Genomic DNA, 26,012 nt, shown 5'->3' on the forward strand with positions numbered 1-26,012 from the left:
GAGAGATGGCGTTACTCAATATAGATAAACTGTCGGTTCACTTTGGTGATGAGGATGTACCGTTCCGTGCGGTCGACCGTATCAGTTACCGGGTAGAACAAGGGCAGGTGGTGGGTATTGTCGGTGAATCGGGTTCCGGTAAGTCGGTCAGTTCATTGGCGATTATGGGGTTGATTGATTATCCCGGCAAAGTGATGGCCGACAAGCTGGAGTTTAACCAGCGCGATTTGACGCGAATATCTGAGAAGGAGCGGCGTCAGTTGGTCGGGGCGGAAGTGGCAATGATTTTTCAGGATCCGATGACCAGCCTGAACCCCTGTTACACCGTGGGATTCCAGATTATGGAGGCCATCAAGGTACATCAGGGCGGCAACCGCAGAACCCGCCGTCAACGTGCGGTGGATTTGCTGACGCTGGTGGGCATTCCCGATCCCGGCTCGCGGCTCGATGTTTATCCGCATCAGCTTTCGGGCGGGATGAGCCAGCGGGTGATGATCGCCATGGCCATTGCCTGTCGGCCCAAACTGTTGATTGCGGATGAGCCGACCACGGCGCTGGATGTCACCATTCAGGCGCAGATTATCGAACTGCTGCTTGAATTACAGCAGCGCGAAAATATGGCGCTGATCCTAATCACCCACGACCTGGCGCTGGTGGCGGAAGCGGCGCACCAGATCATCGTGATGTACGCCGGACAGGTGGTGGAGTCCGGCAAAGCGGCGGATATTTTTCGTGCGCCGCGGCATCCGTATACGCAGGCACTGCTGCGCGCCTTGCCGGAGTTTGCGGCGGATAAATCACGTCTGGCGTCGCTGCCCGGCGTGGTGCCGGGTAAATATGACCGTCCTGACGGTTGCCTGCTGAACCCGCGCTGCCCTTATGCCAACCACCGTTGCCGGCAGGAGGAGCCTGAACTGCGTGATATACCCGGTCGTCAGGTGAAGTGTCACACGCCGCTGGATGATGCGGGGAGGCCAACCGTATGAACCCAAATAACGTCATATCGCCACCGCATTTGCTACATGCGATTGATTTGAAAAAACATTACCCGGTGAAAAAAGGGTTCTTCGCCCCGGAGAGAATAGTCAAAGCGCTGGATGGCGTCTCTTTTACGCTGGAACGGGGAAAAACGCTGGCGGTAGTCGGTGAGTCCGGCTGTGGCAAGTCGACACTGGGGCGCTTGCTGACCATGATCGAAATACCGTCCGGCGGCGAACTCTACTATCAGGGACAGGATCTGTTAAAACCGGATCAAACGGCGGAAAAGCTGCGCCGTCAAAAGATCCAGATCGTGTTTCAGAATCCTTATGGATCGCTTAATCCACGTAAAAAAGTCGGTCAGATTCTGGAGGAGCCGCTGCTGATCAATACCCCTTTGTCAACAGCCGAACGCCGTGAAAAAGCGCTGACGATGATGGCGAAAGTAGGGTTAAAAACCGAGCATTACCAGCGCTATCCACACATGTTCTCCGGCGGGCAGCGCCAGCGTATCGCCATTGCCCGTGGCCTGATGCTGAACCCGGACGTGGTAATTGCCGACGAACCGGTCTCGGCGCTGGATGTTTCGGTTCGGGCGCAGGTGCTGAACCTGATGATGGATTTACAGCAGGAAATGGGGCTGTCTTACGTGTTCATCTCCCATGATCTGTCGGTGGTCGAGCATATTGCCGACGAGGTGATGGTGATGTATCTGGGGCGCTGTGTGGAGAAGGGCAGTAAAGACGCCATTTTCAATAATCCGCGTCATCCGTATACCCAGGCGCTATTGTCTGCGACGCCGCGCCTTAACCCGGATTTACGGCGCGAACGCATTAAACTGGTCGGCGAGTTGCCCAGCCCGCTGAATCCGCCGCCGGGCTGTGCGTTCAACGCCCGCTGTCAGCGCTGCTTTAGTCCCTGCACCCAGCTTCAGCCACAGTTAAAAACCTACGGTGGACAGCAGGTGGCCTGCTTCGCCGTCGATCAAGATGAGCAGGGCGTTCATTCCGGCTAACTGGTTGTCTCTAACCCACGTCCTTCCTATTGGCGCGTGGGTTATCTACCGGTTTGATTTTTTCATCCCGTGTATCTCTTCTTCTCTATACGACTCAGCATGTTCATGATTAACCGGATCAGCGTCTCTTTTTGTTTGGGATCGGATTCAGCTACCAGCAAGGTTAGTGCCGCCAGTTCTGTGTCAGTGACATGTATTACCGGAATAAGACGCTAGCGGCGGTGGGCCGACCGGGTAAGATGAAATGCCTCGGCCAGCCGGACAATACCTGGCTCAATCTGTTCGGTTTTGATGGCGTGAAACCCCAGGCGGAAATAATTTTCCGGTGGCTGGGTGCCGAGGAAATGATCCTGACCCGGTTCGATCAGTACACCAGAATGGGCTGCCCGCCAGGCCAGTTGCTGTGTGTTGATCGATTCCGGCGTGCGAATCCAGAAAGCGTTGGCGGGGCCGCTGCCGGGAATGCGGGTGCAGTCGGGAAGGTAGGTATTGAGCGCATCGTTGAGAATATTCCAGCGTTTGGCGGAGTCTTCACGGTAACGGTGCAGATAGGTTTCGTAGTATCCCTGTGCCAGAAAGTGCGCCATCTGATGCTGAATACTGCTGGGCGGATGGCGGTAAACCAGCCGCCGCAGCGCACGCAGCTCATCAATCAGTTCCGACGGCGCGACCAGATAGCCCAGACGCAGCCCCGGCGACAGCGATTTCGACAGGCTGCTGACATAAATCACCCGGTTGTGCATGTCGCTGGCCTTAAGTGCGGCTCTGGGGTGGGGATCAAAACTGCTTTCAGAGTCGTAATCATCTTCGATGATGATCTGGTCGTATTTGCAGGCGTGCTCAAGCAACTGTGTTCTGCGGGCGTTACTCATGCTGATACCGGTGGGCGCCTGATGGCTGGGCGTGACATAGAAATAGTCGCAGGAGCGGGACTCCTCCGCTAATCGCAAGCCTTCACTGTCTAGCGGGTGAGGAATAATATGCGCATCCTGTAGGGCGAACGTATTAATGGCTTCGCGGAACACCGGGTTTTCCACCCCGATACGGGTATTTTTATTCAGCAGCAGCCGGGCGAGCAGATAGAGCGCATTCTGTGAACCCAAGGTGATAAGGATTTCGTCGCCGCGGGCGATAATACCCCGCTTGGGAAGAATACGTTTACGCAGTTGTTCAATCAGCGGCGTGACATCCTGGTCGATATTATCGTACAACCAGCCATGATCGTGATGGGTTCCCGTCACCTTGCGCGTTGTCTCACGCCACTGCTCCAGCGGAAAAAGCTGTGTATTCGGCTGGCCGTAAATAAAGGGGTAGGGATAGTTCATCCACTGAGCGGGCTTCATGATCGCCAGATAGTTGCTGGGACAACTATTGAACCGTTTGCTCCATTGCGGTGCTTTCGGCGCGGTTTCCGGCTGGGTGCCATGACGCGGTATATCCGGTAAGACATCGGTTTGGTGATAGTCCGGGTGCAGGTAATATCCACTGCGCGGGCGGCTGGTCAGATAGCCGTCGTTAAGCAGGCCTTCGTAGACCAGCGCCACCGTATTGCGGGAAATATTCAACTGGCACGCTAGCTTACGACAGGAAGGGAGCGGTTCGTTAATCGGAAACACGCCAGCAAGGATGGACGAGACCAGCGTTTCCCGTAGCTGTTCTTGCAGGCTTCTGTTCGATACAAAATCGATATACAGACAGTGATCAATCATCTCCCGCTCCCCCGGTTTAACAATGCCTACCTGAGAGACAAGCAAATTACATACCTGAATGGCGGATTAGATTTTGCGAGGAATAGCGGAAAGGGGGAAACTGCCATGTCACTCATGGCAGTTTAAGATTATGTCTGGGTATCGTCTTAGCGCGAAAGCCGGTTAATCACGATCGATGGCGAATGGAGACCACGCCTGTCGTACCGGCATCACTTCGATCCGGTTGATATTCATATGGTCGGGCAGGGTGGCGATCAGGTAAATCTGTCCGGCGATATCTTCCGCGGTGAGCGGCGTGGTTCCGCGGTACAGTTGGTCTGAAGCCGCCTGATCGCCTTTGGTTCTGACCAGCGTGAATTCAGTTTCGGCAATGCCGGGGGCCAGATCGGTTACCCGCACGCCGGTGCCTTGCAGGTCGCAGCGCAGGTTATAACTGAATTGTTTCACAAACGCTTTTGAGGCGCCGTAAACGTGGCTGCCGGGATACGGCCATTGCCCGGCAATCGAGCCGATATTGATGATGCTGGCCCCTTTGCCGGTGGCGATAAGCGTTGGTAACAATGCATGGGTAACGTTAACCAGCCCGGTGATATTGGTGTCGATCATGGTGTGCCAGTCTTCCAGCGCCACACTTTGAGAGGGGTTGGGCGCCAGCGCCAGACCGGCATTGTTTACCAGCGTTTTTACCGCTTTGAATTCGGCTGGCAACGCCTCGACCAGTTGTTTGACCGCCTGTGCATCCCTCACATCCAGTGCGGAATAGTAGACCGGAACCCGGCCTGACAGCTCGTCTGACAGTGCTTTCAATCGCGTTTCCCGCCGTCCGGTCAGGATCAAGGACCAGCCATTGGCGGCAAAATGGCGTGCCGCCGCGTGACCGAATCCGGAAGTTGCCCCGGTGATAAACACAATATTCTGCATTGAAAACGCCTCGCTAAAGTTTGATAAAACCGTTTTTCTGACATAGTTCGGGGAGCCTGTATCCCTGTTTTTCCACTTTACGCAGTGGAAAATGTCTCCGACAGAGCCAGTTGAACGGAATATGTGGGACAAACTGGCTCAGGGTTATCCGCTATCTGGCTCTATCCCCGTTGCCGCTTTTATCCCTAATCTGGTTTTAACGATTATGATGAACGTATATCGCTGGCCCGTCGGGATCAGAATCGCGCCAGAGCGTGCAGCATAGGCCTGCGTAACGATGAGGATGAGAGGATGACTAATAACAATGAAGCCGCGTTGTCTAATGAGTACGTTCGCCAGTTGGACAGACAGCATGTTTTTCACTCCTGGTCGATGCAGGGGGCGCTGAACCCGATGGTGATTGCGGGTGGAGAAGGCTGTCGCCTCTGGGATTATGACGGGAAATCCTGGCTGGATTTCAGCAGCCAGTTAGTGAACACCAATATTGGTCATCAGCACCCGAAAGTGATTGCGGCGATCAAAGCTCAGGCGGAATCGCTGACGACTATCGCCCCATCGACAGCCAATCTGGCGCGTGGCGAGGCGGCGAAACGTATCGTTGCCCGTGCGCCGGATAAATTCAATAAGGTGTTTTTTACCAATGCCGGTGCGGACGCCAATGAAAATGCGATCCGTATGGCGCGTCTTTTTACCGGCAAAGAGAAAATTCTGTCCGGCTACCGTTCGTATCACGGCAATACCGGCAGTGCGATTGGCGCGACCGGCGACTGGCGGCGTTTGCCCAATGAGTATTCCCGCGGTCATATCCATTTTTTCACGCCCTATCTCTATCGCAGTGAGTTTATGGCTAAAACGGAGGAAGAAGAGGGTGCGGCGGCGCTGCGCCACCTGCGCCGCATCATCGAATGTGAGGGGCCTAACACTATTGCCGCCATTCTGCTGGAAACCATTCCTGGGACGGCGGGAATATTGGTGCCGCCTGCCAGTTATTTAGCGGGAGTACAGGCGCTGGCCAATGAGTTCGGCATTATGCTGATTCTGGATGAAGTGATGGCCGGATTTGGCCGCACCGGCTCCTGGTTTACGTTTGAGCATTACGGTGTCGAGCCTGACCTGATCACCTTTGCCAAAGGAGTGAACTCCGGCTATGTACCGGCGGGGGGCGTGCTGATATCCGATCCGATCGCCCATTTCTTCGATACACGCATGTTTCCCGGCGGCCTGACCTATTCCGGGCATCCTCTGGCGATGGCCGCCATTGTGGCGACGCTGGATGCAATGGAAGAGGAAAAAATTGTGGAAAATGCCGCGCAGATCGGGGATGGCATATTGGCCGCCGGTTTACGCAAACTGGGCGGGAAATACGCCATTGTTGGCGAGGTGCGCGGCATTGGGTTGTTTCATGCGCTGGAGCTGGTATCGGATCCGGTCAATAGAACACCGTTGCCGGCTGCCGCTATGAGCGAGTTTAAATCACTGTTGCTTGATAAAGGGCTGCTGGGATTTGTCGCTGAAAACCGCCTGCATGTGGTGCCGCCCTGCATTGTCACCGCCGAGGAAGTGAATCAGGCGTTAGGCATTATTGATGAAGCGCTTGCCGGGATTAACGCCAAGTTTTCCTGATTTCGGCAGGATGACCTAAATGGGTTCAGTGAGATTTCATGCGCGAGGAATAGCGGTGTTTCCATGCAACGACGTAGCTGCGCCCGACAAGGAGCGCTCAATCGCCGCTGCTCCATGACCTCATGGCTTTTGGCGGAACGGGGCCGCTGCGCGGTTCCTTCGCCCCCTCATCAAAACCAAATATACATTTTATGTATGGAAATTGCGCCAAATGGAAGCAAATGCGCGGCAATTTGCACCAAATATGTTTTTTCTCGCCATGACTGAAAAATGAATCCCCTGTTATTCGTAAGGTTGACGGAAAAATAAACTTTGGCATGGAAATGGCATCAGCATACTCAGAAACCTAACCAAATAGTCAGAAACTGCCATATAGGACAACTGGTATGCGCCAACCAATGTATGCAGATGAGCCATCACTCATAACGACAACATCGGTTCCGGTCGCCAGACCGGCAATCGTCGTGCGTGATGCCAATGTGATTTATCCGGCGGCGGATCAGCCGGTACACGCGTTGAAAGATATTAATCTGACCATTCGTCAGGGCGAGTTTGTCTCCTTTATTGGCCCTTCCGGCTGCGGCAAAACCACATTGCTGCGGGTGATTGCCGATCTGGAACCCATTACCTCCGGCGACGTATGGGTAAATGACATGACGCCATCGGAAGCCCGACAGGCGCGGGCCTATGGTTATGTTTTTCAGGCGCCGGTGTTGTTGCCGTGGCGTACCGTGCTGGCTAACGTCATGCTGCCGCTACAGATTCAGGGCGCCATGCCTGCCCGCTGTGAAGAGATTGCCCGTGAACAGTTATCGCGTGTCGGCCTGGCCGGGTTTGAGAAAAAATATCCGTGGCAGCTTTCCGGCGGGATGCAGCAGCGCGCCTCCATTGCCCGTGCGCTGGGGTTCGAACCTAAAATTCTGATGATGGACGAGCCTTTCGGCGCGCTGGATGAGCTGACACGGGATAACCTGAATCAGCAGTTGCAGCAGTTGTGGTACAACGAACAACGCACGATGGCCTTTGTCACCCACTCCATTGCCGAAGCGGTCTACCTGTCCACCCGTATTGTCATTATGTCGCCCCGTCCCGGTCGCATTGTCAAAGTCATTGACTCTCCTTTACCCCATGAGCGGGATCTGTCTCTGCGTGATTCACCGGAATTCATTGGTCTGGCTCAGGAGGTGCGTGAAGCGCTAATCGAGGGACATCATGAACATTGACGCCTTACGCTACCGGGCCTTGCCCGTCTCAGTGGTGATCGCCGCAGTGGTGCTGTTCTGGTATCTGCTGGCCATTGGGTTGAACGCGCAGGGCGCGATTGATCGTACCCTTTCGGCGGCAGGTGACTGGGGCTGGCGCGATCTGGTGCATACCACGCTGAACATGACGCGCCCGGTGCTGCCGACGCCGCACCAGATTCTGGCCGATATCTGGACCAGCCTGACCAAATGGCCGGTTACCTCGCCGCGCAATCTGCTGCTGCATACCTGGGTTACCGCCAGCGCCGCCCTGACCGGCTTTGTGATGGGCGTAGTGCTTGGGTTGGGGCTGGCTATTTGCATTGTGCATTCCCGCACGCTGGATAAAGCGCTGCTGCCGTGGATCGTGGCATCCCAAACGGTGCCGGTGCTGGCTATCGCCCCGATTGTGCTGATTATTCTGGGCAGCCTGGGGATCACCGGCCTGCTGCCCAAAGCCACCATTGCCATGTATCTCTGCTTCTTTCCGGTGACCATTGCTACCGTGCAGGGGTTACGTTCGCCGCAGAAGCTGGAAATGGAATTGATTCACACCTATGCCGCCAGCCGCATTGATACCTTCTGGATGGTCAGGTTGCCTTCGGCTCTGCCTTATCTGTTCCCGGCATTCCGGGTGGCGATCGCCAGCGGCCTGGTGGGCACCATGGTGGCGGAGCTGCCGACCGGGGCGCAGGCCGGTCTGGGCGCCCGCCTGTTAACCGGTTCTTATTACGGCAATACCGTTCAGATCTGGTCTGCCTTAGTGATGGCTTCTTTACTGGGCCTGTTGTTGACCGCATTGGTCAGCCTGACGGAATACGGCGTAATGAAACGTCGTAAGGGGGGGCAGTGATGGGTAAATATGTTCCCGGCGGTTTTAGCATTGTGGTGGCATTGATCGTGACGCTGATGGGGCTGGGGCAGTTGATTCCCGTTGGCGTGGCGGAAACCGGCATCACGCCGGTGCTGATTATTGAACTGTTGCTGCTGCTGTGTGCGGCGCTGCTGGCGCTGTACCCCACTTCATCACCGTGGATGCTGGCCTTGCTGATGGTGCTGGTGGCGGTGACGGCTGGGCTGCTTATACAGCCGGAGGCGATGGCGCAGGTCGATGCGGTGTACTGGCTGGCGGTGTCGGCGCTGGTGATGCTGGCGTGCCATAGCGTGCAACGTCTGGCCAATATCAATGGCCGAAAACTGCCGGACGGCGCGGTTGCGACGCTGTTTGGCGTCTGGGTCCTCTACTTCTGGCAATTGCTGGTCACGGTGTTTGCGGTGCCTCAGGTACTGCTGCCCGCACCTATCGATATTGTGCAGGCGTTGTATGAAAACGCCGGGGTGCTGGCGGGCGATTTTGTGCAAACGGTACTGAAATCCGTGCTGGTGGGCTATCTGTTGGGCAGTGGCATGGGCATTGCGGTCGGTATTCTGATCGACAGGCTGCCATTTCTGCAACACGGTCTGTTGCCCCTGGCGAACCTGACCAGCACCATCCCGCTGGTGGGCGTGGCGCCGATTGCGGTGATGTGGTTTGGATTTGACTGGCCCTCCAAAGCGGCGGTGATTGTGCTGGTCACGTTCTTTCCCGCGTTGGTCAGCACGCTGGCGGGGCTGCAGGCCAGCGGCAAGCTGGAGCGTGAGCTGATGCACTGCTATGCCGCCACGCGGCGCAAGACGCTGTGGGTGCTGCGTTTACCGGCGGCGCTGCCTTTCATTTTCAATGCGCTGAAAGTGAATGCCACGCTGGCGCTGATTAGCGCGATTGTCGCGGAATTTTTCGGTTCACCTACGGCGGGGCTGGGTTTTCGTATCTCAACCGAGGCGGCCCGTATGCATATGTCCACCGTGTGGGCGGCGATCGTCGTCGCCTCTGTGGTGGGGTCGGTGTTTTACGCACTGTTGGTGCGGCTGGAAAGGAAAGTCAATTTCTGGCACCCCTCAGTGCGGGGCGAGTCGTAGTCCGTTTTTGCTGCACGTTGCGTGTTTCCACTTTAACCCGAGGATACTCAGATGAAAGATCGTTCCGCCTTTCGCCAATGCCTTATCTTGGCTGCCACGACGCTGGCATTTTCATTGACTGCCGGCGCCTGGGCCGCCGAGAAAGTCACGCTTCAGCTTAAATGGTTGCCTCAGTCTCAGTTTGCCGGCTACTACGTGGCGCAGGCAAAGGGTTATTACAAAGAGGCCGGGCTGGATGTCGTCATTAAGCCCGGCGGCACCGATATTTCCCCGGTACAGGTGATTGCCGGCAAGTCGGCGGATGTTATCGTTAACTGGATGCCGGATGCGCTGGCGGCGCGTGAGTCCGGGGTGCCGCTGGTCAATATCGCCCAGATATTCGATCGTTCCGGCATGATGCTGACCTGCCGCAAATCGACCGGGATTAAAACCCCGGCGGATTTGAAAGGAAAAACGCTGGGCGTTTGGTTTGGCGGCAATGAATATCCTTTCTTCAACTGGATGCACAAACTGGGCTATAAACCGGATACCGACATCAAAGTGTTGAAACAAGGCTTTAACGTTGATCCGCTGTTGCAGAATCAGGCGGCCTGTATTTCCACCATGAACTACAACGAATACTGGCAGTTGATTGACGCGGGTATGCAGCCGGATGAGCTGATTTCGTTCCCGTATGAAGATCAGGGTGTCTCCACGCTGGAAGACGGGCTTTACGTGCTGGAATCCAGCCTGAAAGATCCGGCTTTTGTGGCGAAAATGGCGAAGTTCCTGAAAGCGACCTATAAAGGCTGGGATGAAGCGGTGAAGAACCCGGCTGAGGCGGCGGAGATCGTGGTGAACGAGGATATGTCCGGCTCGGCGACGTTAGAGGTACAGCAACGGCAGATGGAAAACGTCGCTAAACTGATCACCAATGCCAATACGCCCAAAATTGGCTATCTGGATCCTGCGGCCTACCGGCGCACGGTGGAGGTGCTGCTGAATGGCGGTAGCACCTCGGTAATCAAAAAAGACCCCGGCGATAGCGCCATGACCCATGTCGTTTGGGACGCGGCGGCGAAATAACCGAGCTTGATGACAAACATTCACATCATGGAATGGTTCTGTGACAGGTAAAAAACGGAGACGGTTTCGTGCCTGATAAATAAGCGGCATTTTCTGCGGCCCTCCGCGCCACGTGCGATTCAGCGTAATTCTTTACGCCAGGAGGGAGTAAAACCGTGAAATATGCGTACTGGCAGAGGATTGCCGGTAGTCTGAATAATCACGTATAGGCAAGGCGAGGTTGCTGACAAAGTAGCCTGTAAGCCTGAGATACACGGACCTACCGTACCGAGGGGCCATTATGGGACACATCCTTGTGTCCCACCCTGCGGGTCAGCATAAATGCTGTTCAAATTTTGCTCCCGGCAAATTTGTCGGCGGCTTACACCGCTACGACCCCTCAAGCACGCTCTCCCTAATAATGAGTTTTGTCAATGGTCTAAGGCCCGTAACTTTGGGGTTACGGGCCTTAGACCGTTATCACACTTCCTCAATCACCATGACACACTGTCCGGCAGTGAGTTTGGCCGTGTACTGGCCTTTAAGGGTGTCGGGCAGGTTCAGACGTTCGCTGGGCTGGACGGCATTAAGCAGCAGCAGGCTGACATTGGCGCTGCCCTCAATATCCGTGATGCGCAACTGCTGTCCCCGGCGGAGGACAAAAGAGGTATGCCCGCCGCCAGGGACGGTTTCTTCAGCTGCCCTGTGGGTAATATCAAGCAATATATGTGCCAGTAAATAAACTCAATAAAAATAAACGTATGTGAAATATCAGGCCGAAAGCCATGAACTAAAATGGTGCGGTAACGCGTATTTATGCCCGAAAACCGTGCTGCTATTGCCATGACTTTTATTACCCCGCCAGGTCTGTTTATGAGACGCTGACTGGTCAGGTTATTTCGTCGCGGCTAACATCGGTATTCTTTGGTGATGTGGGTGAACGGTTATGTTATTACTAATCGGATTTCCGGTTATGGCGCTCGCCAGCATGGGCTATCTTGCGTTGGATTCAACAACCCCGATCTTTAACCGACCGATCTTGATACAGATAGTAGGACAGGAAATTGATATTGAAACAGATGTCGACTGACGAATCGGCAAAAGGCCGTATCCGGCTGGATAACGAAGCGGTGATCCTGCTGGCGGCGGAGCATGTTTTCGCCCGTTTTGGTTTTAAAGGCGCCACTATGGCCTTGATCGCCGAAGAAGCGGAACTGCCTAAACCCAATGTTCACTACTATTTCGGCAACAAGCAGAACCTTTATTTACGCGTACTGGATGGCATTTTGCATGACTGGCTGGCGCCGCTTAAGCATTTCCAACCGCAGGCCGATCCGCAGGCCGTCATTGAGCAATATGTGCGGCAAAAAATGGCGTTAACTTTTGAACGCCCACATGCCTCAAAGCTATTCGCCAACGAACTCCTGCAAGGCGCGCCGATGGTGCATGATCTCTTGCGTACGCAATTGCATGATTTGGTCGCCGGTAAGGCCGCAGTGGTGGACGGCTGGGTAGCGCAAGGATTGCTTCTGCCGTTGGACAGCAAACACTTTTTCTTCTCTATCTGGGCTATCACCCAAACCTATGCTGATTTTGATATCCAGATTGCCGCCGTGCTCGGTGAGGACGCCAATGCGCCGGATGCGCGGCAGCGGGCGATCGATCATGTTCTGACCAGCGTGTTCAGAATGTGCGGGTTGGATACGGGTGGCGTCATGACATAGCGGCAAATTGGGCTAAGGCTGTTTTTACCCTCCATAGCTGTAGAAACCCGCACGTAACCAATCAGCATGATAAGTATTCCAGTAAGTCACCAGATTTGAGTATAGATGGAAGATGAATACTGGAATGAAAAAGTGTAAACCCGCGCTGCGAGTTACCGGCTGATCATGAAAGTCGAGATGCACAGTCCATAAACGGTCGTTTAATGGACTTTATGAAAAGTGATTTTTATTGATTGCATGATATTTAATCAATAGATTATCTTACTTGAAGTATGCGATGCCATTATAGATAAAGGAAACAGCTATGAGAGTTGTACTGAAGGGATTCCTGGCGGGTTTATTACTGTTCGGTCTTCACGCCGTATCTTCTGCCTCGCCGCTGGAAAAGCCGCGGCTGACTATTGCAGTTGGGGGGAAAAGCGTTTTATACAATCTGCCTCTGACGATTGCAGAGCAGAAAGGCTATTTTAAAGAGGCCGGTTTACAGGTTGATATTGCGGATTTTGCAGGCGGTGGAAAAGCATTGCAGGCGCTGATTGGCGGGAGTGCTGATGTAGTCAGCGGAGCTTATGAGCATACAATTACCTTACAGAATAAAAATCAATACATTACCGCATTTATCATGACCGGACAGGCGCCGCAAATTGTTGTTGCCGTGTCACGAAAAACCATGCCGGATTATCATCAGATTAGCGATCTGAAAGGTAAAAGAATCGGGATAAGCGCACCTGGCTCCTCCACCAATATGGTGGCAAATGTGGTGCTTGCCCAGGCGGGGCTAAAACCAGGTGACGTTTCCTTCATTGGTGTCGGCACCACCGCAGGCGCAGTGGACGCCCTGCGTTCCGGACGTATTGATGCCATCGCCAATACGGAACCGGTTATCTCTCTGCTTGAGAAAAGTAATGACATTATTATTGTCGCTGATACCCGAACCATAGCAGGCACAGAAGCTATTTTTGGTGGGCCAATGCCCGCCGGTTCGCTGTACGCCAAAGAGTCATTTCTGAAGAACAATCCAGCAACGGTTAAGGCATTAACATCAGCGATGCTGAAAGCATTACGCTGGCTGAAAACTGCGTCCCCTGAAGAGGTCGCTGCTGTGGTGCCCGAAAATTATCTTCTCGGGGACCCGGCTCTTTATAAAATGGCTTTTACCAATATACGTCCTGCTATCTCCCAGGATGGTCTGTTTACGCTGGTAGCCACAAAAACAGCATTACATGCACTTTCGACGTTCGATCAGTCCATTCAGCCTGAGCGTATCGATCTCTCGCGGACATGGACTAATCGTTACGTGATTGAGGCACAACGCAATGAACAGAAATGACCCTTGTAGTGAGATGGCACTTCAACTGCACGCTGTTTCATATTGTTATGGTCAGTCTCGTTCAACGGCAGAAAGAACGGTACTGGCCGAAACCAACCTGAAGATTTCAGCCGGAGAGTTTGTCTCTGTGGTCGGGCCAACAGGGTGTGGCAAATCCACATTGTTGAAGCTTTGCGCTGGCCTGCTTACTCCTTCTTCTGGGCATATTACGGTATTTGATAAACCGCAGGCCGGTATTAATTCATACGCAGGATATATGTTTCAGGATGAAGTGTTATTGCCCTGGCTGACTGTCCTGGAAAATGTTGTGCTGGGATTGCGTTACCGCGGGATGCCGAAGACTGAATCTGATTCGCTGGGCAGGTCGTGGTTAACCCGCGTGGGGTTAAGTGTTGTTGCAGATTATTATCCTGCGCAGCTGTCCGGAGGTATGCGTAAGCGCGTGGCTCTGGCGCAAACCTTGATTCTTGATCCTGACATTATCCTGATGGATGAACCATTTTCTTCGCTGGATATTCAAACCCGTCAGTTAATGGAAAATGAATTACTCGCACTCTGGGAAAAAAAGCGCAGTGCGGTACTGTTTATCACGCACGATCTGGACGAAGCCATTGCCCTGGCTGATCGGGTTATTGTCCTTTCGGCAGGGCCAGGCACACATCCGATAGGCGAATTTTCAGTTCCCCTATCACGCCCACGTGATGTAACAGAAATTCGTACCCATCCAAAGTTTGTCGGGTTGCATAAAGATATCTGGAATGTACTTCGTGACGAAGTACTGAAAAGTTACCAACATAATTTATCCTATAATGCGTAATAAAAATTCCGAAATAAAACCAGCCTGGCTTGTGCTGGGTAAATTGTCCGTATTCTTAAGTGCGCTTGCAGTTTGGGAAGTGGCATCGTGGGAGCCGCAGCTGGCGTTTTTCTTTGGTGATCCTCAACGTGTGGTGATCACCCTCTGGCAATGGTTTACTGAAGGTGAGGGGGTTCTGGATATTGTCTGGGGAGACCATGTTCTCTATTCGTTACATTTTCCGGCGCAAATTTATCCTCATCTCATTATTACACTCGCTGAAACCTTGTTGGCATTTTTTATTGGTACGGCGATGGGAATGGCGGCGGGACTTTTTCTGGGTTTGAATCCGCTGTTGTCAGCAATTTTCTCACCTTATATCAAAGCATTAAACTCGTTACCGCGTGTGATCCTCGCCCCCATCTTTGCTATGTGGTTTGGCCTTGGTATCTGGTCAAAAGTGGCTTTCGCCATCACCCTGGTATTTTTTGTTGTCTTTTTTAACGTATGGCAGGGGGTTCGTGACGTTAACCCTGTTTTGCTGGACAATGTCCGTATGCTGGGAGCAAATAAACGCCAACAGCTAATGACGATTTACCTTCCATCAGCCACATCATGGGTATTTTCAAGTTTGCACATGGCTATCGGCCTGGCTTTCGTCGGTTCAGTTGTGGGGGAGTATTTAGGCTCTTACCGGGGGATTGGATATTTAATTCTTCAGGCCGAAGGAAGTTTTGATATAAACACCATTCTGGCCGGAACGTTGTTACTTACCCTGTTTGCTTTGTTATTAGACTCCGGGATTAGTATTATTGAGCGCTATACATTTAAATACAGACAAGTTAAATAATTTCATCGGGCGAACAACGTTTGCCAATGAAACTGTTTCTGATCATGAGTTTTTATTTGCAATTATTGTGGGTTGGTGGAAATGAAATGCAGGTTTGATCATTTATAAATGCCGGTCGCTATAATTATTATCTTTTAATCGATTGTGTTCTAAAGCACCACGGTTCTCTATGCCATAAACACGCGTTCCGTCCATTTCAAAACCCTCTGTTAACCGGATAAACGCGCCATATTCCTGCCAGAAATGCGGCTGGTCAATGGCAATATTATGGCCGAAATCATAATAAGGCAGCAGCCCCTGATAGCCGGGGGTTTTCGGCTAACCCAGTTGATCGTCCCGTTCGCCGTTTTTCCTCTCGATAAACACACTCGCCAGGCTGAATGAAATCCAGCCCCGGCATTCATTTCCGCAGTGCGGCGGAGACAGTCACTGAAGCCGCCCCATCAGCACAAAAATAGCGCACCGGATGAAACGAATAGCCTGATTTGCACCTCAATTGGTCAAAGTTTGTTCTTATGGCTCAAGAGTTGTGTTGGTAATTTATTGTTTTTGTTTGAATTAATTATTTTCATGAAAATGGCACATAAATCGCATGGTTAGTTTGGAAAACTTAACCATTTGGTCAAGATTCTTTGGAAGGTGTGGCGCCACCGGACTTTCTCTTCATTCGATGTTAGCGGGAGAACCACTATGAGCCATCGACAGCAAGGCGATACGAACAGGCGGTTGCGCGGTTTACCGATGCTTTGCCTTCGTGACCGGGGTGTTAACCAACCAGAGGAGCGTACCGAATGAAAACGTCACTACCGCCCGGCATTGATACGCCGGGTATTCAGGCCGGGCGATTGAGCGAGGCGGAGTACGCAGGCAACTTTAGCGACAGCGCCGCCCCGCTTGGCAAAATTCAGGCGGTGATTGAGGCGGAACGTTGCTACTACTGCTACGACGCGCCCTGTACCCGCTCATGCCCGGCGGATATTGATGTACCGAGCTTTATTCACCGTATCGCTCAGGAAAATGTGCGCGGTGCGGCAGAGGCGATTCTGAGCGAAAACCTGCTGGGCGGCATGTGCGCCAGAGTGTGTCCGACCGAAACCTTGTGTGAACAGGCTTGCGTGCGTAATCAGCAGGACGGCAAGCCGGTACAAATCGGCCTGCTGCAACGTTATGCCACCGACACTTATCTCTCCAGTCCGGGGCAGCCTTTATTTACCCGTGCGACATCCACCGGCAAAAAAGTAGCGGTGGTGGGGGCAGGCCCGGCGGGGTTAACGGTTGCTCATCGGCTGGCGCGGCACGGGCACCATGTGGTGGTGTTTGATGCCAGAGAAAAGCCGGGCGGGCTGAATGAATATGGTCTGGCGACGTATAAAACCACCGATGATTTTGCCCAGCGTGAAATTGCCTGGCTGCTGTCGATTGGCGGCATTGAGTTACGCCTCAACCATCGTCTGGGACAGGAGATCAGTCTGGATGCGCTGCGCACCAATTATGACGCGGTGTTCCTCGGTATGGGATTAGGCGGCGTCAATGCGTTGGGTATTGACGAAGTTCCGCTGGAAGGTGTGCGTGAAGCGGTTGATTTTATTGCTGAATTACGTCAGGCCGCCCATCCCGGCGAGGTGGCGATTGGCCGCAACGTGGTGGTGATTGGCGGGGGAATGACCGCCGTCGACGCGGCGGTTCAGGCCAGAAAACTGGGCGCCCGTGAAGTCACCATGGTGTATCGCCGGGGTGAAGCGGATATGAAAGCCTCGGCGCATGAGCAGCAATGGGCGAAAGCCAATGGCGTTGCCCTCCGTTATTGGGCCGCTCCGCAGGCTATTCATGGTGAAAATAATCGCGTCACCAGCGTGTCGTTTAGGGTTATGCAGTTGCAGGCTGGGGCGCTTGTCGCTAGCGGGGAAACTTTCCGCTTACCGGCTGATATGGTGCTCAAGGCCATTGGTCAGACCTATGACGCCAGCCTGACCGGGGATTCGGTGGCGCTGAAAGGCGGGCGTATCGCCACCGATGACCACGGACGCACCTCGTTGGCGGGTGTCTGGGCCGGGGGCGACTGCTGCGCCGATGGTCTGGATTTAACAGTGGATGCGGTACGGCAGGGCAAAGCGGCGGCGGCGTCGATAGACGCGGTGCTGCGTCCTTTTGCCAACCAGTCTGTCAACCATAAACCTTCAACCACCGGGGAGTACTCACATGGCTGATATCAGCAGTCGTTTTTTAGGGCTCAAAAGCCCTAATCCTTTCTGGCTGGCATCCGCTCCGCCTACGGACAAAGAATACAACGTGGTGCGGGCATTCGAAGCGGGTTGGGGCGGCGTGGTGTGGAAAACGCTGGGCCTTGATCCGCATGTGGTGAATGTCAGCGGGCCGCGCTATAGCACCTTGCGCACCACCGATCGCCGCATTATCGGCCTGAATAACATTGAGCTGATTACCGACCGATCGCTGGATATCAATCTGGAAGAGATCGCCCGCGTAAAGCGTAACTGGCCTGACCGGGCAATGATCGTCTCGATTATGGTGCCCTGCGAAGAGGACGCCTGGAAAAGCATTTTGCCGCTGGTGGAACAGACCGGGGCGGACGGCATCGAACTGAACTTTGGTTGCCCGCACGGCATGAGCGAACGCGGTATGGGGGCGGCGGTCGGCCAGGTGCCGGAATATATCGAAATGGTCACCCGTTGGTGCAAGCAGTATTGCAGCCTGCCGGTGATCGTCAAACTGACGCCGAATATCGCCGATATTCGTCACCCGGCGCGGGCGGCGTTGCAGGGCGGCGCGGATGCGGTGTCGTTGATAAATACCATCAACTCGGTGATGGGCGTGGATCTGGATCGGATGACCATCCACCCTAATACCGGCGGCAAAGGATCGCACGGCGGCTACTGCGGCCCGGCGGTTAAGCCTATCGCGCTGAATATGGTGGCGGAAATCGCCCGTGATGAACAAACACGCGGTTTGCCGATTTCCGGTATCGGCGGGATTTCCACCTGGCGCGATGCCGCCGAGTTTATCTCGCTGGGCTGCGGCACGGTGCAGGTGTGTACCGCCGTGATGGTGCATGGTTTTCAGATTGTGCGCGACATGGTAAACGGCCTGTCCAACTTTATGGATGAGCACGGTTATCGCACGCTGGAGGATTTTCGCGGGCGCGCCGTCAGCACGGTCAGCGACTGGCGTTACCTGAATCTCAATCATGTGGACAAGGCGGTGATTGATCAGTCGTCGTGCATTAAATGCGGGCGCTGTCACCTGGCCTGTGAAGATACTTCACATCAGGCGATCACCAGCATGAAAGAGGGCGAACGTCATTACGAAGTGAAGGAAGAAGCGTGCGTGGGCTGCAACCTGTGCGTCTCCATTTGTCCGGTTGAAAACTGCATTTCTATGCGCAGCCTGCAACCGGGAGAAGTGGATTTGCGTACCGGCAAGGTGGTGAGCGGGGAATATGCCAACTGGACCACCCACCCGAATAATCCGATGGCGACCACAACCGGCACGGTCTGACCTGTTCAGCAACTACGAGGGGAAAATAATGAGCCATAACCTGTTAATTAGAGGCGGTACGGTGGTCAATGCCGATCGGGAATTCCGTGCCGACGTGCTCTGTTCAGGCGGTATTATCGTGGCGGTTGGCGAGGATGCCGCCCGCGATGCGCCAGCCGGAACCGAGACGATCGACGCAGGCGGTATGTACGTAATGCCGGGCGGTATCGATCCGCATACCCATATGAACTTCCCGTTTATGGGGACGGTCACGGTAGACGATTTCTACAGCGGAACCGCGGCAGGACTGGCGGGCGGCACCACCACCATTATCGATTTCGTTATCCCCAATCCGCAGCAACCGCTGATGGAAGCCTATCGCGAATGGCGCGGCTGGGCGGAAAAAGCGGCATCCGACTACAGCTTCCATGTCGCCATCACCTGGTGGGACGAGAGCGTACACCGCGATATGGGTACGCTGGTGAACGAAGAGGGCGTTAACAGCTTCAAACATTTTATGGCCTACAAGAATGCCATCATGTGCGATGACGAAACGCTGATGAACAGCTTCCGCCGTTCGCTGGAGCTGGGGGCAATGCCCACCGTCCATGCCGAAAACGGCGAAATGGTCTTCCTGCTACAGCAGGAGATGTTGAAGCGCGGCATCACCGGGCCGGAGGGGCATCCGCTGTCGCGCCCGCCGGAAGTGGAAAGCGAGGCCGCCAGCCGTGCGATTTCTATCGCCAGTGTGCTGGGCGTGCCGATTTATGTGGTGCATGTCTCCTGTCAGGAATCGGCGGAGACGATAGCCCGCGCCCGTTCCCGTGGCCAGCGGGTTTATGGTGAAGTGCTGGCCGGTCATCTGGTGGTGGACGACAGCGTGTACCGCGATGCGGATTTCGCCAAAGCGGCTGCGCATGTGATGAGCCCGCCATTTCGCCCCAAAGGCCATCAGGAGGCATTGTGGCGCGGTTTACAGTCCGGTCAGTTGCACACCACCGCCACCGATCACTGTACCTTCTGCGCCAGCCAAAAGGCCGCCGGTGACGGCAACTTCACCAAAATCCCCAACGGCTGCGGCGGTGTGGAAGAACGTCTGGCGGTGATCTGGGATGCCGGGGTGAATACCGGGCGCCTTACTCCCAGCGAATTCGTGGCCATTACCTCTGCCAATACTGCCCGGCTGTTCAATATCTATCCCCGTAAAGGCCGTATTTCAGTAGGGGCTGACGCCGATCTGGTGGTCTGGGATGCCAATGGCAGTAAAACCCTGTCGGCCAAAACGCATTACTCGAAAAATGATTTCAACGTGTTTGAAGGCCGCACGGTACGCGGCATCCCGCGCTATACCGTCAGTCAGGGGACGCTGGTGTGGGCCGATGGCGATCTGCGCGCACGGGAAGGGGCTGGCCGCTATATCAAACGCCCTGCTTTTAACGCGGATTTTAGCGCCTGCGCCCTGCGCCAGCGCCTGCTGGCGCCGAAAGCCGTATCGCGTTGAACCGGACATACCCGAGAGTAAGCAGGCAACTTCACTCCACCCATGAGGAAATCTGTTATGAATAGCCAAGTGTTATCCGCAACAAAAAATAAAACCGATATTACCGATTTGTGTATTGATGGCGATCGCCTGTGGCAGTCGCTGATGGAGCTGGCGGTAATCGGCGCTACGCCGAAAGGCGGCGTCTGTCGGCTGACCTTAACGGATCTGGATCGCCAGGGCCGCGATCTGGTGGTGAGCTGGGGAAAAGCCGCCGGGCTGTCGGTTGAGATCGACAAAATCGGTAACGTGTTTATGCGCCGCCCCGGTCGGAACAATGCTTTGCCGCCGGTGGTGGCGGGCAGCCATATCGATACCCAGCCGACCGGCGGGAAATTTGACGGTAACTTTGGCGTGCTGTCGGCGCTGGAAGTGATCCGCACGTTGAACGATCATCAGATCGAAACCGATGCCCCGGTGGAAATGGTGTTCTGGACCAATGAAGAAGGGTCGCGTTTTGTGCCGGTAATGATGGGTTCCGGCGTGTTCGCCGGTATTTTCCCGCTGGAACACGCCTACGCCGCGCAGGATGTGGACGGCAAAAGCGTGAAGGATGAGCTGGAAAAAATCGGTTATGCCGGCCCGCAAACGCCGGGCGATCATCCGATTGGCGCTTACTTTGAAGCACATATCGAACAGGGGCCGATTCTGGAAGATAGGAACGTCGAAATCGGCGTGGTGCAGGCGGTGCTCGGCATTCGCTGGTATGACTGCGTGGTCACCGGGATGGAGTCTCACGCCGGGCCGACGCCGATGGCGCTGCGCAAAGATGCGTTGCAGGTTTCCACCTGCATTATGCAGGAAGTGATCGCCATTGCCGACCGCTTTGCGCCGCATGGACGCGGCACCGTCGGTATGGTGCAGGTACACCCCAACAGCCGCAACGTGGTGCCGGGCAGTGTGAAGTTCTCTGTCGATTTGCGTAACCTCACCGATGTGCTGGTGGATGAGATGGATGCGGCGCTGAAAGCGTATATCGCCATGCTGAGTGCGGAAACCGGGCTGGATATTCAACTGACGCAGGTCTCTCACTATCCGGCCGCCCCGTTCCATCCCGACTGCAAGGAAGCGGTGCGCCGGGCGGCCAATACGCTGGGTTACTCCAGCATGGATATTGTTTCCGGCGCCGGGCACGACGCGGTTTATGTGTCTGAACTGGCGCCCACGGGGATGATTTTTATTCCGTGTAAAGACGGCATCAGCCATAACGAGATAGAGTATTCATCACCGGAGCAGGTGACCGCCGGGGCGAATGTGTTGCTGCACGCGGTGATGGAAACCGCCGGTGTAGTGGGGCGCGGGGCGTGATTTCAGTCGCTATGGTATGAAAATCTGGGGCTAATGCCGATCCTGAAACGATCGGCATCAGGACGCTCCGGGGAATTAAGCCAGGGTATCCAGACGGCTCAACCCATACGCAATAACGAACATGGCGATGGCGATAATGAAATCAAGCCCTCGTACCATTAGCGGATTGGCGAAAAAGCGTGAAACGCGATAAGCCGCGTACCCTGTGGTGTAAAACCAGATATAAGAGGCGGCGCTGGCGCCGATAATAAAACTTAGTCTGTCATCCTCAGGTTGACGGGAGCCGATATTGCCGAGAATAAAGAATGTATCGAGATAAACGTGCGGGTTTAACAGAGAGAACGCCAGCGCCGGAATCACCACGCTGCGCTGGTTCAGATAGCGTGCTTTCTCTGATTTATTGACATCAGACAAAACGGCTTCCCAGCCTTTGGGGTGCCTGGATAACGCATTAATCAACGAGAGTAAACCATAATAAATCAAAAATAAGACGCCAATCCATTTGGCGATAACGATCAGGTCAGGCACGATGGTCACCAGCGCCGACATGGAGAAGGTGCCCAAAATAATCAGTGCGCAGTCGCAGCTTGCCGCTATCGTCGCGGCAAGAAAAACATTTTTATTTTGCAGACCGGTTTTAATGATGTAGATATTTTGTGCGCCGATGGCGACGATCAAACTCAGGCCGAGCACAAACGCTTTGGTAATCTGCAATAGATCTATCATTTAACTGTCCTTAGCCGATATCGTGTAGACCCGTCATACTTCAAGCTGCAGGTGTGTTGGCTGCCCTTACTCACCCCAGTCACTTACTCAAGTAAGCTCCTGGGGATTCGCTCGATTGCCGCCTTCCTGCAACTCGAATTATTTAGGGTGTAGATGGTGTACTCTCCTCAGCTTATCGGGATAAACGCTTCCCCGCCAGGGGGAAGCGAAACCCGATATCACCTTCAATCAAACCCATGTCACTGTCAGATGTCTGCATATTTTCGAGCATGATTCAACGTTTCTTGTTCAGCGTGTTTGATCTGTTTCTCCGCTTTATCCAAGAGCTGTTGATGCGTAATAAGCTCAGTACGAAGATGGTCGATCATGCGGTGAACACTGTCTGGCCCGGTTGAACCGTCGCTGCACTGCCGCCTGATAACATACGACGGTGAGACGTATTCAATAATTTCTTGTTCATCAACCAGAATGCCTTGCGCTTTGAAGAAATGGCAGACCATTTTCGTATTGCGCAGGTCGGCCTGCGCATTTATCAGTGTCTTGGTTAACATACCGGTGAGCCGATGAGCCTCGCGGAAAGGGAATTTTTTTTGACTGACCAGAAAATTAGCCAGTTCTGTCACGGTCGAAAAGTTTTGCCAGCAAAGTTCCTCCGCTCTGTCTGAGTTGTACTCGCAGCTTTCAAGGTGGTGGTGAAGGATTGCGGTGGTTTCCTTAATCGTATCAATAGCCTCCCACATCATGGGCTTATCTTCTTGAAGATCGCAGTTGTAACCGAGTGTGACCCCTTTCACCATAGTCAGTAATTGCATCAGCGTCCCATATACGCGGCCAACTTTACCTTTCACCAGTTCAGCGACAACCGGGTTTTTTTTCTGCGGCATGATGGAACTGCCGGTGGCGAATGAGTCGTCCACTTTGAGTAAGCGGAATTCGTGGCTGCTCCAAATGACGATTTCTTCCGCCAGACGTGAATAGTTGCCCATCAGTATGGCGAATGCCGAGGCTGACTGAAGAACGAAATCACGGCTGCTGGTGGCATCAAGGCTATGCAGAAGAGGACGGTCAAAACCGAGCATTTTCGTCGTCATATTGCGATCGATTGGGAAAGATGTGCCGGATAGTGCGCAAGCGCCGAGCGGGTTTATGTTCGTGACATTCAGCGCCTGACTTAACCGTTCCAGATCGCGTAAGAACATGCTGGCATAGCAACTGTACCAGAAGCCCAGGCTGATAGGCTGCGCGGGCTGGAGATGGGTGTACCCCAGCGCGGATCTGTTCGCGCTCTTTTCTGCCAGATCAAGTAATGAAGAGACAAACGCACATAATGTTTTTTGTATCTGCAATAGCTCCGTGCGCAAATACATCCGCGTATCAAGGACGACCTGATCGTTTCGTGAGCGGGCGCTGTGCATTTGGCCGCCATAGTCCAGCCCTACTTTTTGTATCACCAGTTGCTCAATGTTTAGGTGAACGTCTTCATATTCGGGATTCAATCTCAGTTCACCACGCTGATATTGTTCATATAAACTCACCAGCGCGCCGAGGATTTTCCCTGCGGTTTCCGGGGTGACAATCCGGCATTCCTTAAGCATTGAAACATGCGCCATGCTGCCGAGAATGTCGAAAGGCAGCAGCCGCTCGTCAATGACGGTGGTATGGGTGTATTGCAGTACTTCGCCAGTAATATCTTTGCTGAAACATCCGCCCCAAAGTTTCTTGCTCATATTTTTTCTCCTGCCTTGACGTGCTCTATCGGCTTCCGGGGCCGTGTAAGGTAGCGTTCGAGTTCCTGGTGGCTAAATAGCCGATCGCTCCAGCATACCGACGAGCGGGGCAGCGGTTCGTCATGATAGATTTTGATACAAACGTCATAGAGTAATGTCAGGCTATGCACTGCGGTTCGGTAGCGCAACATCTCGGGGGTTTCCGTTGGGGAAAGACGAAATTCCGATGTTTGGATGATCTGCCCGTGATCGATATATTCATCCATGTGATGGCAGGTCGCGCCAAAGCTGGCGTCATGATTATCAATAGCGTAATGATACCCGCCCAATCCCCGATACTTAGGTGAGGAGGGGTGGAAGTTGATTGCGCCTTTACCGGCATGATTCAGAATATATTCCGGCAGTATAAGGTCTGATTTGAAAGAGATGATCCAGTCGCCCCGCCAGGTAGAAACGATAGGGTTTTTTTCCATGCCGCGCTCCCAAAATACATGCGTCACCTGGCTGAAAAGCGAGGATATGAATTCGCAGGCAGCCTCTGACCAGAAAGAACAATCACCGATAAAAAGCACGTCGTAACTTTTCTTTTCGTTCATGATGATTCTCTATTCCTTAATCTGCCCGGCCAGCGCGCTTATCCGGGTATTCAGCGTCAGAATATTCAGCAAACCCTCTGAATCCCGATGATCGAAATTGCCCTCGTTTTCCATTGAACCGTCTTTGCTGTAGAGGCTATGTTTTACATTGCGGGTAGAGACATAAGACAGATTGCCTTTATAGAGCGAGAAGGTGACTTCGCCGCTGACCAGAGACGTTACTTCCTGTATTGCCGTGCGCGCCATGCGCGACCCCAGATCGATCCAGTATCCCTGATAGAGTTGTGTGCCGAGATAGTCGGCGGTGTTGCGGTAAAAACTGAGGGCGCGTTTATCCAGAATTTGCTGTAACAACTGCTGATAGGCATAAGCGAGAATAGTCATCGCCGGAGATTCATATACGCCGCGCGATTTCACGCCGACGAAGCGGTTCTCCACCAGATTTTCGGCGATACCGACACCGTGCCTGCCGCCGATAAGGTTAAGCATTTCAAAGAGATCCACCAGGGAGTGGGCCTGGCCATTTAATTCCGCTGGCCTGCCTTTCAGGAAGGTCAGGCAAAGCTCCTCTGGCTGTGAGGCGGCGTTGAGCGGCCAACAGCCCAGGCCTGGGTCCACCAATTCCATACGGCTTTCAAGGCTTTCCAGCGTACCGCCCTCATGGGTCAAACCGAGCAGATTGGCGTCTGTGGAGTAGGGTTTTTCCGCCGTGGCTTTAATAGGGATCTCGTGTCGTTGGCAGTAGTCGATCATTTCCTGCCGTCCTTTAAAGGTACTGAGAAAGGCGGCGTCACGCCAGGCGGCATAGAACTGCATGGTTGGGTCAAGCATAGAGGCAATGACCTGGAATCTGACCTGGTCGTTACCACGGCCTGTGGCGCCGTGACTGAAGATAGTAATGTTGCGCTCTTTGAGCTTTGGTAACAGTCCCTTGATAATCACTTGCCGTCCGGCGCCGGTAAGATTCCAGTAATCGCCCTCGTATTTCGCCCCTGCCTGAATGACTTCCAGCCCTGTTTCTGCCATTTGTTGCCGGAGATCAACGGAGATGAATTCTCTGGCGCCGGACGCGAGCATCCTCTCTCCTATTTGACCGAAATCATCTTCATCCGGTTGCCCCAAATCCGCCGTCAGGCACACGACGTTTACCCCCTGGCTGGCAAGCCAGTGCGTGATGGTACAGCTATCCAATCCACCGGAAGCGGCAAATGCCACTGTTTTACCCCTAAGCTCATCGACATTCATGTTTTGACTTTATCTCCATATAGTATTCAATCATTAATCTGGCTTAATTTTTTGCGCTATTATTAACCTGTTAAATTATTATTATTCAATGCGTTATTTCTTCGCTGACTATGCTTGATAGTCGAGCAGTTGGAGAGGTTAATCAACTTGTGTTCCGCCAGCAAGTCTGTTAAGAAACATTACGGTAT

Annotated in this window: 22 protein-coding genes and 1 pseudogene; 16 read left to right on the top strand and 7 right to left on the bottom strand. The window is 53.7% G+C overall.

Translation table 11 applies throughout. From position 1 onward, the window contains the following. Positions 1-5 precede the first annotated feature (5 nt). Positions 6-986 carry a dipeptide ABC transporter ATP-binding protein gene (gene dppD / locus BIY29_RS10845; protein ID WP_121575141.1) on the top strand — a complete coding sequence of 327 codons (981 nt, stop codon included), beginning with the start codon at positions 6-8 and terminating at the stop codon, positions 984-986. Next, positions 983-1,993: a dipeptide ABC transporter ATP-binding subunit DppF gene (dppF, locus tag BIY29_RS10850; protein WP_121575142.1), complete on the top strand. Its 1,011-nt coding sequence runs from the start codon at positions 983-985 to the stop codon at positions 1,991-1,993. The genes dppD and dppF overlap by 4 nt, the downstream gene beginning before the upstream one ends. A gap of 212 nt (positions 1,994-2,205) precedes the next feature. Here the strand turns inward: dppF and pdxR are convergent, their stop codons facing one another. Both pdxR and BIY29_RS10860 read right to left on the bottom strand, forming a co-directional pair. Further along, entirely contained in the window at positions 2,206-3,702 is a 1,497-nt protein-coding gene (gene pdxR, locus BIY29_RS10855) for a MocR-like pyridoxine biosynthesis transcription factor PdxR (protein ID WP_121575143.1), read from the bottom strand. A 162-nt stretch (positions 3,703-3,864) separates the two neighbouring features. Beyond that, entirely contained in the window at positions 3,865-4,623 is a 759-nt protein-coding gene (locus BIY29_RS10860; protein WP_121575144.1) for an SDR family NAD(P)-dependent oxidoreductase, read from the bottom strand. A gap of 91 nt (positions 4,624-4,714) precedes the next feature. On the opposite strand from BIY29_RS10860, the gene BIY29_RS20215 reads away from it, so the two are divergent. The 6 genes from BIY29_RS20215 (at position 4,715) to BIY29_RS10885 (ending at position 10,511) form a co-directional block, all read left to right on the top strand. Further along, positions 4,715-4,888 (top strand): hypothetical protein, encoded by a 174-nt coding sequence (locus BIY29_RS20215; RefSeq protein ID WP_170158920.1) that lies wholly within the window; start codon positions 4,715-4,717, stop codon positions 4,886-4,888. Between the two features lie 26 nt (positions 4,889-4,914). Beyond that, positions 4,915-6,246, top strand: a complete 1,332-nt coding sequence (locus tag BIY29_RS10865; protein ID WP_121575145.1) for an aspartate aminotransferase family protein — start codon at positions 4,915-4,917, stop codon at positions 6,244-6,246. A gap of 386 nt (positions 6,247-6,632) precedes the next feature. Beyond that, positions 6,633-7,469, top strand: a complete 837-nt coding sequence (locus BIY29_RS10870) for an ABC transporter ATP-binding protein (RefSeq protein ID WP_121575146.1) — start codon at positions 6,633-6,635, stop codon at positions 7,467-7,469. Further along, entirely contained in the window at positions 7,459-8,340 is an 882-nt protein-coding gene (locus BIY29_RS10875; protein ID WP_121575147.1) for an ABC transporter permease, read from the top strand. The genes BIY29_RS10870 and BIY29_RS10875 overlap by 11 nt, the downstream gene beginning before the upstream one ends. After that, on the top strand, positions 8,340-9,446 hold the full coding sequence (locus BIY29_RS10880) for an ABC transporter permease (protein WP_121575148.1): 1,107 nt from the start codon (positions 8,340-8,342) through the stop codon (positions 9,444-9,446). The genes BIY29_RS10875 and BIY29_RS10880 overlap by 1 nt, the downstream gene beginning before the upstream one ends. 51 nt (positions 9,447-9,497) lie before the next feature. Then, positions 9,498-10,511 (top strand): ABC transporter substrate-binding protein, encoded by a 1,014-nt coding sequence (locus tag BIY29_RS10885; protein WP_121575149.1) that lies wholly within the window; start codon positions 9,498-9,500, stop codon positions 10,509-10,511. A 483-nt stretch (positions 10,512-10,994) separates the two neighbouring features. Here the strand turns inward: BIY29_RS10885 and BIY29_RS10895 are convergent. Further along, positions 10,995-11,204: pseudogene (locus BIY29_RS10895) on the bottom strand (DUF1989 domain-containing protein); the annotation flags it as partial. 365 nt (positions 11,205-11,569) lie between these two features. Between BIY29_RS10895 and BIY29_RS10900 the strand changes: the two are divergent. From BIY29_RS10900 to BIY29_RS10935, 8 genes are all read left to right on the top strand, one after another. After that, positions 11,570-12,214, top strand: coding sequence for a TetR/AcrR family transcriptional regulator (locus BIY29_RS10900; protein ID WP_170158921.1), 645 nt, complete (start codon positions 11,570-11,572; stop codon positions 12,212-12,214). Between the two features lie 304 nt (positions 12,215-12,518). Beyond that, positions 12,519-13,544: an ABC transporter substrate-binding protein gene (locus tag BIY29_RS10905; RefSeq protein ID WP_121575150.1), complete on the top strand. Its 1,026-nt coding sequence runs from the start codon at positions 12,519-12,521 to the stop codon at positions 13,542-13,544. After that, the gene (locus BIY29_RS10910; protein WP_205680331.1) at positions 13,531-14,361 is read left to right on the top strand and encodes an ABC transporter ATP-binding protein; all 831 of its coding nucleotides are present in this window, start codon (positions 13,531-13,533) and stop codon (positions 14,359-14,361) included. The genes BIY29_RS10905 and BIY29_RS10910 overlap by 14 nt, the downstream gene beginning before the upstream one ends. Beyond that, positions 14,354-15,190, top strand: coding sequence for an ABC transporter permease (locus BIY29_RS10915; RefSeq protein WP_121575152.1), 837 nt, complete (start codon positions 14,354-14,356; stop codon positions 15,188-15,190). The genes BIY29_RS10910 and BIY29_RS10915 overlap by 8 nt, the downstream gene beginning before the upstream one ends. Positions 15,191-15,981: 791 nt before the next feature. Next, complete coding sequence (locus BIY29_RS10920; RefSeq protein WP_121575153.1) at positions 15,982-17,397, top strand: NAD(P)-dependent oxidoreductase; 1,416 nt, start codon at positions 15,982-15,984, stop codon at positions 17,395-17,397. After that, positions 17,390-18,703, top strand: coding sequence for an NAD-dependent dihydropyrimidine dehydrogenase subunit PreA (gene preA / locus BIY29_RS10925; RefSeq protein WP_121575154.1), 1,314 nt, complete (start codon positions 17,390-17,392; stop codon positions 18,701-18,703). The genes BIY29_RS10920 and preA overlap by 8 nt, the downstream gene beginning before the upstream one ends. Positions 18,704-18,731: 28 nt before the next feature. Continuing rightward, a complete protein-coding gene (hydA, locus tag BIY29_RS10930) occupies positions 18,732-20,183 on the top strand; it encodes a dihydropyrimidinase (protein WP_121575155.1) in 1,452 nt (483 codons plus the stop codon). Positions 20,184-20,240: 57 nt separating this feature from the next. Continuing rightward, on the top strand, positions 20,241-21,530 hold the full coding sequence (locus tag BIY29_RS10935; RefSeq protein WP_121575156.1) for a Zn-dependent hydrolase: 1,290 nt from the start codon (positions 20,241-20,243) through the stop codon (positions 21,528-21,530). Between the two features lie 75 nt (positions 21,531-21,605). Here BIY29_RS10935 and BIY29_RS10940 read toward each other — a convergent pair whose 3' ends face one another. From BIY29_RS10940 to argG, 4 genes are all read right to left on the bottom strand, one after another. Next, a complete protein-coding gene (locus BIY29_RS10940) occupies positions 21,606-22,256 on the bottom strand; it encodes a LysE/ArgO family amino acid transporter (RefSeq protein WP_121575157.1) in 651 nt (216 codons plus the stop codon). A gap of 245 nt (positions 22,257-22,501) precedes the next feature. Then, entirely contained in the window at positions 22,502-23,983 is a 1,482-nt protein-coding gene (gene argH, locus BIY29_RS10950) for an argininosuccinate lyase (RefSeq protein ID WP_121575158.1), read from the bottom strand. Continuing rightward, positions 23,980-24,579: a formyltransferase family protein gene (locus BIY29_RS10955; RefSeq protein ID WP_121575159.1), complete on the bottom strand. Its 600-nt coding sequence runs from the start codon at positions 24,577-24,579 to the stop codon at positions 23,980-23,982. Before BIY29_RS10955 ends, argH begins: the two co-directional genes overlap by 4 nt. A gap of 9 nt (positions 24,580-24,588) precedes the next feature. After that, positions 24,589-25,824, bottom strand: coding sequence for an argininosuccinate synthase (gene argG, locus BIY29_RS10960; protein WP_121575160.1), 1,236 nt, complete (start codon positions 25,822-25,824; stop codon positions 24,589-24,591). Positions 25,825-26,012: the final 188 nt, after the last annotated feature.

Source organism: Brenneria alni (assembly GCF_003666245.1).
GTDB classification, from domain to species: Bacteria; Pseudomonadota; Gammaproteobacteria; order Enterobacterales; family Enterobacteriaceae; genus Brenneria; species Brenneria alni.

Coding starts and splice junctions, on each gene's coding strand:
- BIY29_RS10905 (WP_121575150.1), top strand. CDS start 12,519: ATGAGAGTTGTACTGAAGGGATTCCTGGCGGGTTTATTACTGTTCGGT.
- BIY29_RS10885 (WP_121575149.1), top strand. CDS start 9,498: ATGAAAGATCGTTCCGCCTTTCGCCAATGCCTTATCTTGGCTGCCACG.
- dppF (WP_121575142.1), top strand. CDS start 983: ATGAACCCAAATAACGTCATATCGCCACCGCATTTGCTACATGCGATT.
- BIY29_RS10900 (WP_170158921.1), top strand. CDS start 11,570: ATGTCGACTGACGAATCGGCAAAAGGCCGTATCCGGCTGGATAACGAA.
- BIY29_RS10910 (WP_205680331.1), top strand. CDS start 13,531: ATGAACAGAAATGACCCTTGTAGTGAGATGGCACTTCAACTGCACGCT.
- BIY29_RS10920 (WP_121575153.1), top strand. CDS start 15,982: ATGAAAACGTCACTACCGCCCGGCATTGATACGCCGGGTATTCAGGCC.
- BIY29_RS10875 (WP_121575147.1), top strand. CDS start 7,459: ATGAACATTGACGCCTTACGCTACCGGGCCTTGCCCGTCTCAGTGGTG.
- BIY29_RS10860 (WP_121575144.1), bottom strand. CDS start 4,623: ATGCAGAATATTGTGTTTATCACCGGGGCAACTTCCGGATTCGGTCAC.
- hydA (WP_121575155.1), top strand. CDS start 18,732: ATGAGCCATAACCTGTTAATTAGAGGCGGTACGGTGGTCAATGCCGAT.
- argH (WP_121575158.1), bottom strand. CDS start 23,983: ATGAGCAAGAAACTTTGGGGCGGATGTTTCAGCAAAGATATTACTGGC.
- preA (WP_121575154.1), top strand. CDS start 17,390: ATGGCTGATATCAGCAGTCGTTTTTTAGGGCTCAAAAGCCCTAATCCT.
- BIY29_RS10955 (WP_121575159.1), bottom strand. CDS start 24,579: ATGAACGAAAAGAAAAGTTACGACGTGCTTTTTATCGGTGATTGTTCT.
- BIY29_RS10935 (WP_121575156.1), top strand. CDS start 20,241: ATGAATAGCCAAGTGTTATCCGCAACAAAAAATAAAACCGATATTACC.
- BIY29_RS10940 (WP_121575157.1), bottom strand. CDS start 22,256: ATGATAGATCTATTGCAGATTACCAAAGCGTTTGTGCTCGGCCTGAGT.
- BIY29_RS10880 (WP_121575148.1), top strand. CDS start 8,340: ATGGGTAAATATGTTCCCGGCGGTTTTAGCATTGTGGTGGCATTGATC.
- argG (WP_121575160.1), bottom strand. CDS start 25,824: ATGAATGTCGATGAGCTTAGGGGTAAAACAGTGGCATTTGCCGCTTCC.
- pdxR (WP_121575143.1), bottom strand. CDS start 3,702: ATGATTGATCACTGTCTGTATATCGATTTTGTATCGAACAGAAGCCTG.
- BIY29_RS10870 (WP_121575146.1), top strand. CDS start 6,633: ATGCGCCAACCAATGTATGCAGATGAGCCATCACTCATAACGACAACA.
- dppD (WP_121575141.1), top strand. CDS start 6: ATGGCGTTACTCAATATAGATAAACTGTCGGTTCACTTTGGTGATGAG.
- BIY29_RS20215 (WP_170158920.1), top strand. CDS start 4,715: ATGTCTCCGACAGAGCCAGTTGAACGGAATATGTGGGACAAACTGGCT.
- BIY29_RS10915 (WP_121575152.1), top strand. CDS start 14,354: ATGCGTAATAAAAATTCCGAAATAAAACCAGCCTGGCTTGTGCTGGGT.
- BIY29_RS10865 (WP_121575145.1), top strand. CDS start 4,915: ATGACTAATAACAATGAAGCCGCGTTGTCTAATGAGTACGTTCGCCAG.